The organism is Pseudarthrobacter sp. HLT1-3, assembly GCF_059383535.1.
The window spans coordinates 1-15,453 of record NZ_JBWZCJ010000043.1; the positions used below are offsets into that span (position 1 = coordinate 1).

The 15,453-nt window shown below is 67.0% G+C and carries 18 protein-coding genes and 1 riboswitch; of the genes, 11 read left to right on the forward strand and 7 right to left on the reverse strand.

Annotated elements, in window-relative coordinates:
• Nucleotides 1–271, reverse strand: a 271-nt coding sequence (locus AC50X9_RS20585) for a hypothetical protein (RefSeq protein ID WP_494896813.1), incomplete at its 3' end; no start/stop codon positions are given.
• A 62-nt stretch (nt 272–333) separates the two neighbouring features.
• On the opposite strand from AC50X9_RS20585, the gene AC50X9_RS20590 reads away from it, so the two are divergent.
• Nucleotides 334–987, forward strand: a complete 654-nt coding sequence (locus AC50X9_RS20590) for a DNA alkylation repair protein (protein ID WP_494896815.1) — start codon at nt 334–336, stop codon at nt 985–987.
• Nucleotides 988–1,035: 48 nt separating this feature from the next.
• A complete protein-coding gene (locus tag AC50X9_RS20595; protein WP_494896817.1) occupies nt 1,036–1,782 on the forward strand; it encodes an alpha/beta fold hydrolase in 747 nt (248 codons plus the stop codon).
• Between the two features lie 8 nt (nt 1,783–1,790).
• On the opposite strand, the gene AC50X9_RS20600 is transcribed toward AC50X9_RS20595, so the two are convergent.
• Both AC50X9_RS20600 and AC50X9_RS20605 read right to left on the reverse strand, forming a co-directional pair.
• Nucleotides 1,791–2,294 carry a hypothetical protein gene (locus AC50X9_RS20600; RefSeq protein ID WP_494896819.1) on the reverse strand — a complete coding sequence of 168 codons (504 nt, stop codon included), beginning with the start codon at nt 2,292–2,294 and terminating at the stop codon, nt 1,791–1,793.
• A gap of 761 nt (nt 2,295–3,055) precedes the next feature.
• The gene (locus AC50X9_RS20605) at nt 3,056–3,328 is read right to left on the reverse strand and encodes a hypothetical protein (RefSeq protein ID WP_494896821.1); all 273 of its coding nucleotides are present in this window, start codon (nt 3,326–3,328) and stop codon (nt 3,056–3,058) included.
• Between the two features lie 202 nt (nt 3,329–3,530).
• Nucleotides 3,531–3,700, forward strand: a riboswitch (cyclic di-AMP (ydaO/yuaA leader).
• 4 nt (nt 3,701–3,704) lie between these two features.
• On the opposite strand from AC50X9_RS20605, the gene AC50X9_RS20610 reads away from it, so the two are divergent.
• Nucleotides 3,705–4,448 carry a C40 family peptidase gene (locus AC50X9_RS20610; protein ID WP_494896823.1) on the forward strand — a complete coding sequence of 248 codons (744 nt, stop codon included), beginning with the start codon at nt 3,705–3,707 and terminating at the stop codon, nt 4,446–4,448.
• A gap of 57 nt (nt 4,449–4,505) precedes the next feature.
• On the opposite strand, the gene AC50X9_RS20615 is transcribed toward AC50X9_RS20610, so the two are convergent.
• Nucleotides 4,506–5,093 carry a dihydrofolate reductase family protein gene (locus AC50X9_RS20615; protein ID WP_494896825.1) on the reverse strand — a complete coding sequence of 196 codons (588 nt, stop codon included), beginning with the start codon at nt 5,091–5,093 and terminating at the stop codon, nt 4,506–4,508.
• Nucleotides 5,094–5,421: 328 nt separating this feature from the next.
• On the opposite strand from AC50X9_RS20615, the gene AC50X9_RS20620 reads away from it, so the two are divergent.
• Together AC50X9_RS20620 and AC50X9_RS20625 are read left to right on the forward strand one after the other, a co-directional pair.
• Complete coding sequence (locus AC50X9_RS20620; RefSeq protein ID WP_494896827.1) at nt 5,422–6,465, forward strand: serine hydrolase; 1,044 nt, start codon at nt 5,422–5,424, stop codon at nt 6,463–6,465.
• A 56-nt stretch (nt 6,466–6,521) separates the two neighbouring features.
• Nucleotides 6,522–6,722, forward strand: coding sequence for a DUF1918 domain-containing protein (locus AC50X9_RS20625; protein ID WP_494896829.1), 201 nt, complete (start codon nt 6,522–6,524; stop codon nt 6,720–6,722).
• Here the strand turns inward: AC50X9_RS20625 and AC50X9_RS20630 are convergent.
• Complete coding sequence (locus AC50X9_RS20630; RefSeq protein ID WP_494896831.1) at nt 6,719–8,176, reverse strand: DUF5129 domain-containing protein; 1,458 nt, start codon at nt 8,174–8,176, stop codon at nt 6,719–6,721. The two genes, AC50X9_RS20625 and AC50X9_RS20630, sit on opposite strands and share 4 nt — an antisense overlap.
• Before the next feature lie 134 nt (nt 8,177–8,310).
• On the opposite strand from AC50X9_RS20630, the gene AC50X9_RS20635 reads away from it, so the two are divergent.
• The 3 genes from AC50X9_RS20635 to AC50X9_RS20645 are packed head-to-tail and all read left to right on the forward strand — an operon-like array spanning nt 8,311 to nt 11,300.
• A complete protein-coding gene (locus AC50X9_RS20635) occupies nt 8,311–8,967 on the forward strand; it encodes a DedA family protein (protein ID WP_494896833.1) in 657 nt (218 codons plus the stop codon).
• A gap of 42 nt (nt 8,968–9,009) precedes the next feature.
• Nucleotides 9,010–9,576 (forward strand): LpqB family beta-propeller domain-containing protein, encoded by a 567-nt coding sequence (locus AC50X9_RS20640; RefSeq protein ID WP_494896835.1) that lies wholly within the window; start codon nt 9,010–9,012, stop codon nt 9,574–9,576.
• Nucleotides 9,576–11,300: a DUF5671 domain-containing protein gene (locus AC50X9_RS20645; RefSeq protein WP_494896837.1), complete on the forward strand. Its 1,725-nt coding sequence runs from the start codon at nt 9,576–9,578 to the stop codon at nt 11,298–11,300. Before AC50X9_RS20640 ends, AC50X9_RS20645 begins: the two co-directional genes overlap by 1 nt.
• A 16-nt stretch (nt 11,301–11,316) precedes the next feature.
• On the opposite strand, the gene AC50X9_RS20650 is transcribed toward AC50X9_RS20645, so the two are convergent.
• Both AC50X9_RS20650 and AC50X9_RS20655 read right to left on the reverse strand, forming a co-directional pair.
• Nucleotides 11,317–13,011 carry a SulP family inorganic anion transporter gene (locus AC50X9_RS20650; RefSeq protein ID WP_494896839.1) on the reverse strand — a complete coding sequence of 565 codons (1,695 nt, stop codon included), beginning with the start codon at nt 13,009–13,011 and terminating at the stop codon, nt 11,317–11,319.
• A gap of 13 nt (nt 13,012–13,024) precedes the next feature.
• Nucleotides 13,025–13,735: an endonuclease/exonuclease/phosphatase family protein gene (locus tag AC50X9_RS20655; RefSeq protein WP_494896847.1), complete on the reverse strand. Its 711-nt coding sequence runs from the start codon at nt 13,733–13,735 to the stop codon at nt 13,025–13,027.
• A gap of 208 nt (nt 13,736–13,943) precedes the next feature.
• Between AC50X9_RS20655 and AC50X9_RS20660 the strand changes: the two genes are divergently transcribed.
• From AC50X9_RS20660 to AC50X9_RS20670, 3 genes are all read left to right on the forward strand, one after another.
• On the forward strand, nt 13,944–14,141 hold the full coding sequence (locus tag AC50X9_RS20660) for a DUF427 domain-containing protein (protein WP_494896841.1): 198 nt from the start codon (nt 13,944–13,946) through the stop codon (nt 14,139–14,141).
• Between the two features lie 152 nt (nt 14,142–14,293).
• Nucleotides 14,294–14,440, forward strand: coding sequence for a hypothetical protein (locus tag AC50X9_RS20665; RefSeq protein WP_494896843.1), 147 nt, complete (start codon nt 14,294–14,296; stop codon nt 14,438–14,440).
• Between the two features lie 111 nt (nt 14,441–14,551).
• Entirely contained in the window at nt 14,552–15,355 is an 804-nt protein-coding gene (locus AC50X9_RS20670) for a thioesterase family protein (RefSeq protein WP_494896845.1), read from the forward strand.
• Nucleotides 15,356–15,453: the final 98 nt, after the last annotated feature.

Consider the following 15,453-nt stretch of genomic DNA (forward strand, 5'->3'; position numbering starts at 1 on the left):
TGCCCGCTGCTTCCGGAGCCACTTCGGGCCCCTGATTGCCTTCCACATCCCTATTCAACAGCGGGGCTCCGACAATAAGATCACCCCTGCATGGGGTGGAAACAGCAGCTGCGGCGGACGGCAGCTCCTCCCGTTCACGGAGCTGCCCGGTCAGCCCGGCGCCGCCGCCGCCGTCGTTAGCGGAAGGCCGGACGACCTCCAGGGAACGGGCCACCTCGGTGACCGTCACCTGTTCTGGCTGAGCCTTGTCGGGCCCCTGATTGCCGTCCATGGAAACACGCTATCGGCCACCTGTGACAATCAACGGCCCCCGCCATGCGAAAGAATGACCCCATGAGCGACGCCGGCGAATTCATAGACGAGGCACTCCAGCGGGAGTCGTCCTGGAGCCGCGCCGAGGAAGCAGAGGCAAGGCACGGCAGCGGTCACCGCTACTACGGAGCGTCTGTCGGCGCCGTGCGGGGAACGATCCGGGACGCCCTCCGCCGCCATGCGGAACTGACGCACGATGACATCACAGCCCTGAGCTCCGAGTTGTGGGAGGTGCCCGTCTTCGAACGGCGCCTCGCCGCCGTTGTGCTCCTGCAGTCCAGCGTCCGGCTGCTCACCAACACGGACCTCACCCGGATCGAAGGATTCGTGCGGAGTGCACGAGTGGGCGCGCTGATAGACCCGCTCGCCATCGACGTCATCGGCCCGCTGATCGCCGGGCTCGACGTCGTGGCCCGGGTGCGTGCCGACAGTGTCCTGGACCGGTGGATGCGGGATCCCGACGACTGGCTGCGCCGTGCAGCCCTGCTTTCCCCGCTCCGCGAGCTCCGTGCCGGCGCCGGGGACTGGCCCGGGTTCGTGCGGCACGCCCGTCTCGCGCTGGGGGAGTCGCCCCAGACGGAAGCGCCGGCGGGCGACGACGGCGATGTTGCCGCCGAAGCGGCCTCCCGCGTGCTCACCGAGATGGCCCGGCACCGGCCGGGGCTGGAATTCTGATCGCCCCGCTCTGGATTTGTGATCGTTCCGTTCTGGAAGACTGGCGTTATGAATGCAGAGTCCAAAGGGGAACGTTCCACGCTCCTGTTCATTCACGGCGGCGGCGTAGGACCGTGGATGTGGGCGGCGCAAAATGCCTACTTCGCCCGTGATTTCACCGTCCTCACCCCAACTCTTCCGGGGCACCATCCGCAGCGCAAAGGCACGTTTTACACCCACGGCCAGGCGGCAGCTGCAGTCGCAGAGGAGACCGGCCTTCTGGAACACGCCCGCCCCGTCACCGTCATTGGATTTTCCCTCGGCGGTCAGACCGCGATCCAACTGGCAGCGTCCTACCCCGGCCACGTCGAACGCCTCGTGGTGGTCAGTTCCCTTTTGAGCCCGTGGCGCGGAGCAACGGCGCTCAGCCTGCTCGCCGCGGCGTCCGCACCGCTGTCCAGGAACCGTCGCTTCGCGAACGCCCAGGCGGCGCAACTCGGCATCCCCTCAAACATGTTCGAGGACTACTACGCCTTGTCCCGGTCCAGGTCCGCCGGAACGCTCAGGCGCTTGATCCATGCAAATTTCTCGTTCGCCGTTCCTCCTGAGGTCCTGTGCTCCTCACTGCCGGTACTCCTCATGGCCGGGGACAAGGAAGAACCCCGGCTCTTGCGGGGCCTGGAACATTACCAATCGAAATTCCGGAACTGCACCTTCCAGGTCCACCCGGGCGTGGGGCACGGGATGCCTTTCACTCAGCCCGGGCGGTTCAACGCCTCGCTGCACCAATGGCTGGAATCCGCCCGGCCAGCATAGGATTGCCGTCATAACGCCGGCCGCAGGCCAGCCCCTGACAGCCGCTTCCATGACCAGACGAAGAGCGCGGCGGCGGCGGGTGGTGCGATGAAGGCGGCCATCGTCACCAGCTGGAGTCCGACAATTGAACCGGCGAGGCCGAGCAGCGCTGTCACGCCGACGCGGAGCGAAGGGCCTCCGGGAATGAGCCGTCCGAAGGGCAGCGCCACCGCGAAGCCCAGCATGGTTGCTGCAGCAAGGATAAGCGGCCACTGCGTGGGATGCCCGGCCCCAAGAAATTGGGCGGCCGCCTCCACGACGAGACTCGCGCAACACAGGAATGCCGACCACTGGATGATGCTTCCGAAACGCGGAGTGAGCATAATCCCGGCTGCGAGGGCCGCCGGGAGGGCGGCCAGCGCGCCGGCCGCCAACCCGAGGTTCATGGCGTGGGTGGAATCGGTAACCATCGGCGCCCAGCTGCTGCCGGTGAGGGCAAACACCGCGCACCCCAGTCCCGCAATAAGCGTCACCAGCGCGGCAGCGCACGCTGCAGCGTCCCTCCGCCGAGTCCAAGCTGCAGCCGGCCTCTGCGGGGACGCTCGCACTGCTACCCGAACGGCGTCGCGCCGTGCTTCAGGATGCTTCGCTCTGCCCAATCTCAGAGCCATCACAAGCAGCACGACGGCGCCCGGTGCGCCGGCTATGGGGGCCATCAGCGTCAAGGCGCCGAGAAGAGGCGCCAATAGTGCTGCCAGGACTGTACTTTGCACGACGTGGTTGGGCAGGGAGCGCCGCTTGCTTAGCGCCGAGCCGACCGGTGCCACGAGACAGATCGTGCCAGCAATCCACGCGAGAATGAGGAACAGGAGCGTTGACGAACCAAACCAGCTGCGGCCGACGCCCGCATCAGCTTCATCGAAACCGACCGACCAACTCGCTGCCGTCAATGCCGCCAAACCACACGCCAAGAAGGCACTAGCCGCAGTGGACAACGCCGCCGGGGCGGAAAGCCGCCCCGTTCGATGCAAGAGCACGACGGCGGAGAGGGCTGAAGCCAGCGGGCCGATGAAGACGGCCAGCACGAGCCGAACCAAGCCGGCTCCGGGGAGCATTATCGCGTTGGTCAACAAGAGTCCGGTGGACACAGTGAAAGCGGTAACAGCTGCGGCTGCGAAACCCGCGGACCAACGATACGTCGCCCTCCCGCCCAGACCGTGGGCCCGGAGCGACCACGCCTCCGGCCTGAAAGGGCGCGCCAAGCCTCTGGCCTGGCTACGCCGTCGGGAACCGCTCATCGCTTGCCCGGGCGGCGCTCCACCACGGCGTAAGCCTTTTCATCGAAGAACTCCCAATCGGTGACGACCATAAAGCCCAGCGCATCCACCCGGTCGTTCAGGACGTGGACGTCGAATCCGCCGTCGCGGGGCTCGGCGTCCCACGTGGACACGTGAGCTTCCCCGTCTTCGAGCACCACCAGTTCCGTGTTGACGTTGAAGTCCTCCGGCGGCTGACTGCTCAGCTGGCAGATGGCAACACAGTGCCGGGGGACGTCGGGGCTGTTCATTGTCGGGCCTCCGTTTCGGCGGAACGGTGATGGCATCATCCTATGCCTGGGGCAGCGACCGGCGGGGCATTCCAGGCCCGGCCATGCCCCCCCATGTGATACCTCGATGTGACTTGTCGTGATCATTCCGTTACCGTTATTAAGTGCCTGTTGTTTCCGAGACAGGTTCTCCCCCGCCGATTGCCTAACTCTGCCGCGGCGTGGGGATAACTCGCAGCAACGTCCGGCAGAGACGGGGAAACCAATTTTGACCCGCTGTTTTCCAGGGGTCTTGGGGTGAAGCCGCACGGCCCGCTATGTCGGGCCCGCGTGCGGCCGGGTGCCTCCCATCCGAATCCGACAGCTCACCTCGCAGGCATTGGGAGAGGCTTCTATAATGACTTTTAGCAATACCCGTGCGCCCAAACACGCCGCCCTACGCAACAATCGCCGCACCGCCGGCACCATCGGCCGCCAGGCCGCAGTCCTCGTCGCCGCTTCCGGAATGGTGCTTAGCGGCGCCATGGCCGCCAACGCCGCCGATGCACCGACCGAGCGCGACGCTGCACCAGCAACGTCCGTTGACGTCAAGGGCCAGGTATCCGCGCCGGTGCAGGCCGACTCGGCCGTCCAGATCACTTTCGAACGCACGGCCGTCGAGACGTCCCCGGCTCCCGTGGTGGAGGCACCCAAGCCCGTAGACGCTCCGAAGGCGGCAGCTGCTGTTGCCGCTCCAAAGGCAGCAGCTGTGGCCCCCGCGGCGGCCAAGGCAACCGTCAAGGTCCAGGCAGCCCCGGCCCCGGCCGCTGCCCCGGCAGCCGGTGGAGTCAACGCCACCCTGCTGTCCGTGGCCTACGGCCAGATCGGCATCACGCAGGACTGCACCGCCATGGTGGAGAAGGCCCTGAACGCGGCCGGCATCCCGGTCGGTGACATCGGCCCGCAGGCCTTCCTGAAATACGGCTCGGTCGTCGCCACGCCCCAGGCCGGCGACATCATCGTCCAGTCCGGCCACGTCGCCATCTACGCCGGCAACGGCCAAGCCATCAGCGGCGGCATGAACGGCGTCAACGCCACCATGACGCACCCGCTGTCCTGGCTGACCGCCACCGGCCCGGTGACGTTCGTCCGCGCAGGCTAGCAGCACCGCCAGCAACGCACAGGAGGCCGGTCGATCAGTTGCCTTGGGGGCAGCGGATCACCGGCCTTCTGCGTTAACGGAGTCCGGCTCCACCGCGTACCGCAGCAGCACCACGCCGTTGCCAAACGTCCGGCTCTCCAGCAGTCGGAGAGGCATCATCGCATCCGTTTCCTTAAACAGGAGTTTGCCCCGGCCGATGAGGACCGGGTGCACATAGATCCGGTACTCGTCGATCAGGCCGAGCCGCCTGAAAGCCGCCGCGAGATCGGCGCCGCCAAGGGCCAGATCGCCGCCGGGCTGTTCCTTGAGCCTCACGACGTCCTCGGCGACGACCTCGTGCACCACCTCGGTGTTCCAATCCGCCGTCGGCAGGGTCCGGGAGTAGACGATCTTCGGCATGTCCCGCCAGATCCCCGCGAACTCAACCAACGGGGGAGGGCTCGACGGGTCCTGGTCGGCCGTCGGCCAGAAGGCCGCCATCAGCTCGTAGGTAACGCGGCCGTCCAGGAAGGCGCCCATCGTCCGGAGCTCATTGTTGAAGTGGGTGTGCAGTTCGTCATCGACCCGGTGCCAGCTCAGATCGTGCTGCGGACCTTCGAAGTAGCCGTCCAGGGACACTTGCATCATGAAGATGACCTTGCGCATGCGGGGCTCCTTTGCTGGGCTGCCGGGGTTCCAGCCTACGACGCGGACCGCGGCAGCGGCAGGGCGACGCCGGCCGGCCCGTTCTTGCCGCACTGCGGCTTTGGCGGCCCCCGGACCCCGGGCTCCGGGCTCCGGAAGGCCAATCCGGGACCACGTGGGCGCGGCCGCTTGCGCTAGGCTGAGCCTGGGGCAGAATAAGGAAATCTGAAGCCGCGCCGCGGTTCTGAATTGAGCGCGGTCCCTAGTCAAGAAGGACAAGCATGCCAGCGAACCAGCTCGTGCCGTCAGTCGACGTCGCGCCTCCGTCAATACTTCGGCGATAGGCCGGATGGATTCCTGGGGTCCCGGCCGGCACTACAGCAGCGGCCGGCATACAGCCGACTTCAACCGGAGTCCCCTGCGGGGCCTGCCGGGGTTTCTGGGCGGGATCAGGCCGCAGTTCCTGATTGCGCTCATCACGGTCCTCGCCCTGGTCTCGGCCGCGACCGTCTACGCCACCGTCCAGGCCGGCATTCCACGCGATGCCGGTGCTGCTCCGGCCACCTCGGCAACCGCAGCAGCGAATGCCGGAGCTGCCGACCCGCTGTCTGCCACCGGAGCGACACCGTCCGCGGCAGTAACAGCCACAGCGCCGCCGGCTGGAGGCGCAGCCCCGACACCCGCCGTCGCTCCTTCCGACCCGACCATCAGTGCGGCGCTCGACGCGGAAATCGACGGGGTCATCAAGGCCAACAGCGCCTACAAGTTGGGCGTGGCCCTGATCGACGTGCGCGACGGGGAAGTGCACGAGTACGGGGTGAAAACCAAGTTCGTGGCCGCCAGTACCGGCAAGATCCTCGCCGCTGCCGCCTACTACCACCTGGTGGAAACCGGCAAGGCCTCGCTGGCGTCCCGGATGGGGGCGTCCACCGCCGGCCAACAGATCCGGCAAATGGTCCAGCAGAGCAACAATGAATCGTGGGCGTTGATCCTCGCCGCCGTCGGCCAGAAGGGCATGACCGCCTACGCCGCCAGCCTCGGCATCCCCTATGACCGCACGGTGAACGGGCTGACTCCCGCCGAGACGGGGCGGACCCTGTCCGAGCTGTACAGCGGACGGCTCCTCAATGCCACCAACACCGCCCAGCTGCTGTCCTATATGCAGCAGACCAATTACGAGCTGCTGATCCCGGCCGCCACGCCCCCAGAGGTCAGCGTCTTCCACAAATACGGGCTGCTTGAGGGCTACCTGCATGACGCGAGCGTTCTGGTCCAGGGCGACCGGGCCTACGTATTTGTGGTCTACACGCTGGGCGTTGGACCGTCGGATATGGCGGCCCGAACCCGTGTCATCCACCAGCTCACCAAAACCGTCACTGCCAGACTCTTCTAGCGGGCCGTTCCCCAAACGGCCGCAGAACCGTACGCTGGTGGACGGAGGTGTCTGCCATGAAAGCAACCCAGGGAGACCGCATCATTATCCGTGGCACCACGGTCGAGTCATCGGACCGTCACGGGGAAATCCTCGAGGTCAAGGGTGCCGACGGCGCCCCGCCGTATCACGTCAGGTTCGACGACGGCCACGAGACTATTCTGTTCCCCGGCGGCGATTTCGTCGTCGAACACAGCAAGAGCGGCGAGACCCGCTAGAAGCTCGACGAACTGCCGGAGCCGGAGAAGCTGCCGCCACTGCTGCCGTAGCCCGTGGTGGTGCTGCCCCCGCCGCGGGCACTGCTCACGCTGCTGACACCGGTGTTGAAGCCGGAGTTGAAGGTCGGCACAGAGAAGAAGTAGTAGGCGGGATAGACCGTGCCCAGGATGCTGGGCTCGTACGTGCGCCCGTACTTGGCTTTGCTGCCGGCCTGCGCGCTCTCCATCTCCTTGCGCATCAGGGAGGCTTCCTTCTCGTTCTTGGCGAAGCTCTCGATGACCGTATCGGCGTGGTTCTTGAGCAGCTCGGACAAGTGGGTGCGGGCATCCCGCAACCGGTCCAGGGCCGTCTCCGGCGTGATCGAGCCATCTGCGAGCTCTGCGGTCCACTGTTCGATGTTCCGGTGGCTTTGGTCACGGAAGGAGCGGAGGGCGGCCGCGGTCGCGGAGTCGCCCGCCGCGTTGCGCTTGTTGAGCATTTGTTCGATCGCGGCCAGGTCGGCGCGGAACGGGGCCAGCTGCCGGTCCCAGGCGGGGGCCCAGGCGGAGCCCCGGTTGAGCAGGGCATTGGTGTCAGCGATAACGTCGTCGAGGGCGTCCAGCTCGGTGGCGGCGTCCGCGTAGCTCCTGACCAGGTTCAGATTCGACCGCTTGCTGAGTTCCTTGGGCGACAGGGCGTGGACCCGGTTGGCGAGGCCGGTGGCGCTGTTGTACTTCGCCATAAAGCTACGGTGCTTCTCCAGTACGGTGCTGCCATAGCGCGAGGCGTCCGGGATGGTGCTGGCGTTGAGCTCGGTGACTTCGAGATCCATGCTCACATTGGAGTAGCTGACGTCGCCGCGGGCCAGTTCCCGGCGGCTGCTGACCCTGGTCCGCCAGCGGACGATCAGCCAGGTGGCGGCGCCCGCGACGGCGGTGCCCACAGCGCTGAACGCAGTGACAAGGAAAGCGGTGGACCGGTACCACGGCTGGTTGATCAGTTCGGCACCGCGCTGGATCCCGGCGATGGTGCCGTCCGTCCACTGTGCGTCGCTCAGCAGATCCTTGGCGGCGTTCTGGATGTCCTCACGCTGTTCCTGTGAGACCTTTCGGTCCTCACCCATGTAAGTCCCGACGTGTCGGCCCCGCGGGTCCAAGGCGAAAATGAAGAGCCCGTCAGCCCACTTCTGCCCGTCTGCGCTGATCCACTCCGGACGCTCGGCCCGGGCGAAACGCAGGACCTCCTCGTTCAGATTGTCCGAGACCGAGCCGTTGTAGGTGTAGACAGCCACCTTCGTGGGCTGGTAAAACTCAATCGACTCCACTGCCGGCCGAAGGGTGTTTTGGTCCAGCACCCCCGCCCGGTCCTCGACGACGATGTCGACCGGCGCGACGGCAACTGCTGCCGGCCCCGAACCCACCAGCCCGATCACCACGAGCAAGACCAGGCCTACGACTTTCCGCACAATTCCCATTTCCTGAGCGTAATGCCTCCCGGCCGGCGCCGGCGGGAGCGCACCGATCCGGGTACCTGTTTTCGGTTAGGCTGGCCACGACTGACGGGGAAGGGAGCGGCAGTGATTGAGGATCCTGAACGGCCGGGACAGCCATGAGTTCCGCGAGCCCCGTGGATGATCTGAGCGGCGTGGCCGGCTTTGCCGCGCGGGCCGTCGACGCCCTGGGCGAGTGGGGTGTGGGGCTCTTCACCCTGGCGGAAACGGTGTTCCCGCCCATACCCAGCGAGCTCATCCTTCCCCTTGCCGGGTTTTTGACCAAGCAGGGGACCATGAACCTGGGCCTTGTCCTGGTCACCAGCACCCTGGGCGCCTATCTGGGCGCCCTGCTGCTCTACTGGCTCGGGTTGCGGCTGGGGCTGGAGCGGTCGATCCGGTGGTTGTCGAGGCTTCCGCTGATGGACCGCGAAGACTTTGAAAAGGCCGCCGACTGGTTCAGCCGCCACGGGCGGTCGGCTGTCTTTTTTGGCCGGCTGCTGCCGGGCGTGCGCAGCCTGATCTCGGTGCCCGCCGGTGCCCAGCGGATGAACCTGGGCACGTTCAGTGCGTTCACACTGGCGGGCAGCGGCATCTGGAACGGGCTGCTGGTCAGCCTGGGGGCACTGCTCGGGGCGCAGTACCGGCTGATAGACGAATACTCGCGCTTCCTCAACTTCGCCGTCTATGCCGCCCTAGCCGTCTTCGTTGCCTCGCTGATCGTGAGGGGCGTCCGACGGCGGCGAAACAGCAGGTCAGGGGCGGATGGGGTCTAAAGACATCGTGACGACAGCCCCGGTCTGCCACATAATGGCGAAATGAGTCCAGAGTCAGAGTCCGCGCCGAACGAACCACAGCCGAACGAACCACAGCCTCCCGCGTCAGAGCCGGCCGCGGCGCCGGCCGCTGAACCGGCCGCTGGACCAACCGCACCGCGTCGGCCGGACCGGACACTCCTCGCCATCCTTGCCGCCATCGCCGTGCTGGTGATCGTCGCCCTGATTGTCGTGTTCACCCGCGGCGAGCCAGCGCCGCTGAACGAGGCCACCCCCGCCGGAGTGGTCCAGCGGTATTCCGCCGCCGTCATCGCCGGCGACGAGGCGGCTGCGACGGCCTACCTGTCGGACGCCGCCAAGGCAGGCTGTATCAAAGAGGTGCCGCGGATGGGAACGGACAACTTCCGCGTCACGCTCGTCTCGACGACTGAGCGGGCGGAGTCCGCTGACGTCAGGGTGCTGATCACCGTCTCCGAGGGTGGTGGGCCGTTTGGAAGTGGCGAGTATCAAATGGAGGATGCCTTCGACCTGGTCAAGGCCGGGGACAAGTGGCTGATCGAAAGAGCCCCCTGGCAACTGACGGTGTGCCAGCCCACGGTGGTGAAGTGATGAGTGTCGACTCCGCCGTCGGCTCGGCGCAGCGGACTGTCCGACGCCTGATCACTTACCTGCTGCTCTTCGCCCTCGTTGTTGTCGCCGCCATCGGAGTCAGCGGGCTGCTGGAACGACTGCTGGTGGCGGGCACGGAACTGGCCGTGGGGGACGTGGCCGGGCTGGCGCGCTCGCTGGCGTTCGCGCTGATCGGCGGGCCGCTCGCCGCACTGCTCTGGTGGGTGGTTTGGCGGCGCCTGGGTGAGGAAACAGAACGGGCTTCGGTTGGCTGGGGCCTCTATCTGACCGGTGCCTATGTGCTCTCCCTGATCCTGGCGGTGAGCAACCTGCTCAGCACGCTGGCCACGCTGATCGGCGGCCAGTCGTTACAGTGGCGCTCCTCGCTGGCCACAGGGCTGGTGTGGGCCGTCGTCTGGGTCTGGCACCGGTGGATGGGGCGGCACCCGCGCAAACGGCCCCTGGATCTGGCCGAGGTCCCCACGGTTCTCGGCAGCTACATCGGCCTGGTGATGGGAGTCAGCGGCGCCATCACCGCGCTGTCCACCCTGCTCGACGTTGCACTCCGGGGGGAACTGGCTGCCGGGTCAGTGGGCAAGCCCTGGTGGGTTTCCGCGCTGCAGTCGCTCGTCTGGGCGGCGGGCGGCGGGCTGGTCTGGTGGTGGCACTGGAAACGCGACGGCGGGCGGCTGCTGCGCGGGGGGCTCGCCAGCGTCGGGCTGATCGCCGTGGGGGTCCTCGGCGCCGGGGTGCTGACCCTCGGTGGTGCGGGAGTTACGGTGTTCGTCCTGCTCCGGCTGGCCTTCGACCGCAACGAACCGATGGCGCAGTTGCTGGAGCCCTTGGCCACGGCAATCGCCGCCGCCGCGATCGGCTCACTCGTCTGGGTCTACCACCGGGGGCTGGCGCGCGGAAGTTCGGAAACCATCCGGCAGGGAAGCCGGTTGGTGACCTCCGGCGTCGCGCTGGTTGCCGCAGCCTCCGGCGTCGGCGTGATCGTCAATGCCACCCTCGCCATGGCGGCCACCCCCTTTGTGGGATCCGGGACACGCACGCTCCTGCTTGGCGGCATCAGTTCGCTGCTGGTCGGCGGCCCGGTCTGGTGGCTCGCCTGGAAGCCGCTGGACCGGTCACCCGCGGTGCAGCCCGGCCCGGCCGCGTTGTCCGGGACCTGGCAGGGCGCCCGCCGGGTCTACCTGATTGTGGTGTTCGGGCTCAGCGCCGTGGCCGCCGTCATCACCCTGCTGGTTATCGGGTTCCGGATGTTCGAGTTTTTTCTGGACGACCGCTCGGGCGGGAGCCTGGTGGAGAGGGTCCGTGCCCCGCTGGGCCTGCTTGTTGCCACGGGGCTCGTGGCGGGCTACCACTTTGCGGTCTGGCGCCACGAGCGTGCCGCTCTTGCGGCGGCGGCACCGGTCCGGAGGCGGACCATCGGTCATGTCATCCTGGTGACCGGCTCCGATCCGTCGCCGCTGCACCGGGTCATCGACGAAATCACCGGAGCCGGCGTGACCGTCTGGCGCAGGGCCGACGGCGGCGCGGGCCCTGCTGCTGGGGCGGGCGCTGCAGCCGGCGCGGGCCAAGCGACTGGCGCGGGCCCCGCCGCCGACGCCGGCCGGCTGGCGGGCCGGCTGGCTGCAAAACTCGAGGGCGTGACCGGAGCGCGGGTGCTCGTGACGGTCGGTCCGGACGGCGCGATCGAGGTGATTCCGCTGCTGGGCTGAGCGTCTCCGCCCGCGGCTACGCCAGGTCGAAGGTCCGCTTGTAGTGTTTCACCGCGTTGTTGACCGTGGGGAAGAAATGGTCGTGGCCGAACCGGCTGCTGACTCCGAACCGGATCAGTCGGTCCTTGATGGGCCCCTTCATCTCGGCGAAGACGAGGCTGATGCCGCGTTTCGCCAGCTCGTCGTCGAGCGCCACAAGGTCGTCCAGCGCGGTGGTGTCCAGGCCAGTGATGGCCTCTGATGCCACGATCACCCAGCGTACCGGTCCGGGTGCGTTGGCCACGAGGGTCCTGATGTGATCGGTGAAGACGGCGCCGTTGGCGAAGAACAGCGGGGCATCGAAGCGTGCGATCACCAGCCCGGGGATGCGCTGGCCCTCGGGGTGCCGGCCCAGGTCGTGGTAGCCGGGAACGTCTTCGACGCTGCCCAGTTCGGTGCGGTAGGGGTCCAGCGCGCGGATCACAAACGCGATCAGGGAGAGACCGATGGCGACCACGATGCCTTCGAGCACGCCCACAAAGGCGACCCCCAGGAAGGTGGCGACCAGCAGGGCGGCCTCGGTCCGGCTCATCCTGAGCAGCCGGAAGAGCGTCTTCAAGTCAAGGATCGACGCCGCGGCAACCATCACGACGCCGGCCAGCACGCTGGAGGGCAAGTAGGAGGTCACTCCGGGCGCCAGGAGCATAAAGGCCACAACGAGGACGGCGGCCACGGCTCCGCCCAGCGGGCTCTTGGCGCCGGCTTCGAGGGCGATCGGCGTCCGCGAGGTGCTCCCGGAAATCGGAAAGCCGCCAAAGAGGCCGCTGGCCACGTTCGCTGCCCCGAGGGCGCCCATTTCCTGGTTTCCATCCACCCGTATGCCCTGCCGGGCCGCGAGGCTCTTGGAGAGAACGGATGTATCGGCAAAGGCAATCAGGGCTATGCCGGCTGCCGGGCCGATCAGCGCGAGGATGTCGTCAACGCTGATTCCGCCGAGGGCGGGCCCAGGCAACCCGCGGGGCAAGGCGCCGACTGTGGGGAGCGCCGCGGTGAGGTTCAGGACGGCTGTCAGGGCCGTGGCTGCCACGACGGCGATCAGCACCCCGGGAAGCCTCCATGGCAGGAAGCGGCAGGTGACGATGACGGCGATTGTGCCCGCCCCGAACAGCAAGGCGACTGGATTGGTCATGCCCTGGGCCACCGCCTCTGCAGTGCCACTGGCGCCGGCGATCAGTGAGCCGCCGGTGGCAGGGAAGCCAAGCAGTTTCGGCAACTGGCTGAGCATGATGGCAAGGGCGATTCCATTGAGGTACCCCACGCGGATCGGTTTGGACAGCAGCCCGGTGACGAAACCCAGTCTGAAGACCCTGCCGGCCAGGAGCAGTCCGCCGATCATCAGTGCCAACACGCCCGCGAGGGCCACTGCCTGATCCGGATCCTTACCGGCGAGCGGCAGGATGGCTGCGGCGATCATCGGGGCCAGGCTGGAATCCGGGCCGACGATCAGGACCCGGGACGGACCGAACACTGCATAAACGAGCAGGGGGATGATCGACGCGTAGAGGCCCGTGACCGCCGGCAGTCCGGCCGCTTCGGCGTAGGCCATGCCGGCCGGAATCAGGAACGCGCTGAGGGCCGCGCCTGCGGCCAGATCGGATTTCAGCCAGGGACGCTGGTACACGCGCAGCATTCCCAGACCGGGCGGGAGTTTCAGGGCCCGCCTTTCGCGCACGGTGGCCCCGGGGCTACGCGGCAGGGGACGCGGAGCCGCCGGCCGCCGGAGCGTCCGTGCCGTACTCCGCGGAAATGAGGATGGGAAGGTGGTCGGAGGCGCCGCGTGGCAGGGTCTCGACACTCTCGATGTTCAGGCCTTGCGAGGTGGCGAAGTCGAAGTGGCCCTTGAAGACCTTGTAGCGGGTGTAAGTGCGGCGGTCGCTGAGCGTCAAGTCGTAGCCGGCATCCTTCATCTGTTCGGTGAGGTACCTGGTGAAGAACGGATAGTTGAAGTCACCGACCATCAGGGACATCAGGCCGCCGCTCATGCTCAGCAGTTCGGCGTGCGCGGCGTGGATCTGGTTCCGGCGCAGCGAGTTCGACGCCGTCAGCGGGGCCGCGTGGAAGGAGGCGATGACCAGATCATGGTCGGTCTCCCTGTCGACCACCCGGGTGCCGATGAGCCGCTCGTGGGCGGGGGACAGGATGTGGTCGTGCAGCGACTTCTTCAGGGCGAATGTTTTTGTTTCGTAGGCCGTGAACCGGTCCATGCGGTAGTAGATCGCGAGGCCGAGCCGGTTGCCTTTGGTGGCGTCGGCAAGGTGCAGATCGCCGATGGTGTCTGGAAGATCGTTGGTGTCGCACTCCTGCAGGCACAGGGCATCAATCTCAAAATCGCGCGCCAAGTCTGCCAGTTCACCGCTGGCGTGGTGCTTTCGCAGGTTGTAACTGATGACTCGAATCAGGGGAGCACCTCTTCGGTGGGTAGTCGCGGTAAGTCTGTTTCCGAGTCTACCCAGTCAGGCGAATCCGGTGGGAACCGAGCCGAAATCCACCGCGGGTCCGGCGGTAAGGGCGTAATCAAAGCGACGCCCGGACGTTGCGCCAATAACGCGCGGCTCCGGCTGCAGGTTTCCAGGCATTTCCCGGCAACGAGCAGGAGACAGCACGATGGCAAAGGCAGTCTCCCTGGAGGACAGCAGTCACAGCAGTGTCTGCCACTGGAAGGGCGAGGCCGGATACAACAGCCTGGTGGTCCAAGGCCAGCGGAAGCAGGACGCGGCCAGGTTCTACGCCGAGCCGAAGTCCGACACCGGGCTCATCAAGAACCATGTGGCCTTCTGGAGGGGCGTCCGCGTCGAAGCCTGACAGCGACCGACGTCGGGCTCAAGCGGCCGCTGGGGCGGACACGGACCGGACCGCTCCACGGGGGCGGCACGCCAAAGCTGTTGTTGGCAAAGGCGGACTGCAGCACGGTGGCGTCGGTCAGCACGACGTCGGCCACGTTGTAGGTGACGGTGATGTCCCCGCTGCCGGTGACGACGGTGGAGATGCTGATGGTGGAGTCGTCCGAGCTGTACGAGGTGTCCGTGGTCTGCGCCGCGGAGTCCGTGCCGGAATTCGTGTCCGAATCCGTGCCGGAGGCGGTGCCGGACGTCAGCCCCTGACTGGCTCCGTGCTGGGTGCCGGACTCGTGCGGGCCATGAGGCGGCGGCACAGCGGGAGCTCTGAAAGCGATAGTGTGTTCTGGAATCAACAGCTACGCGAAGGGGCGGACCTTGACTGCTGAACTACCGGTGCTTGCCGAGGGCGACTTCTACTACGAGGATCTGGGCGGCGGGCGTTTCCGCTCCACCATCCACGCCCAGGGCGCCTGGAATGTGCATGAGCAGCATATGGCCCCCGCTTCCGGCATCATGGCCGACTGCCTGGCCCGGCATGAGCCGCGCGAGGACATGCGGATGGCCCGCCTCAGCTACGAGATCCTCGGCCTGATTCCCGGCGGCGAGTTCGAGGTCGTCACCACCACCCTCCGGCCGGGCCGGACGATTGAGCTGATCCAGGCCGAGCTGGTCGCCGGCGGCCGCACCGCGATCCGCGCCACGGCCTGGCGGATGATCACGTCCGACACTTCGGCGATCGCCGCCTTTGAGGATCCGCGGATTCCGGCGCCGGAGGACTGCGAACCGTACGACGCGGCCAGCATCTGGCCGGGCGGCTACATCGCGTCCCTGGAAATGAAGATCGCCGACGGGCACCGGGCCGGTTCGGGCACCGTCTGGCTGCACACCGATCATCCCCTGACGGACCAAAAGGACAGCAGCGACCTGGCCCGGCTCGTCGGCCTGGTTGACACCGCCAACGGGATCGCCGCGCGCGTTCCGCCGGGCAAGGGCAGTTACTCGTTCCCCAACCTTGACCTGCAGATCCACATGTACCGGCGGCCCGAAGGGGAGTGGCTGGGGCTGGACAACGAGGTCTCCTTCGGCACCGACGGGATCGGCCTGACCTCGACCGTGCTGCACGACCTCCAGGGCCCCTTCGGCCGGGCCGAGCAGATCCTGACGCTCCGGCAGGCCTAGATGATTAATTCCTATTGGATTCAGTGGTCGTATGCGATCAGCGAACGTTTTCGGGGCGTTCCGGTCAGCCAGTTGTGCCAGATTCCGGCTGCGAGGGC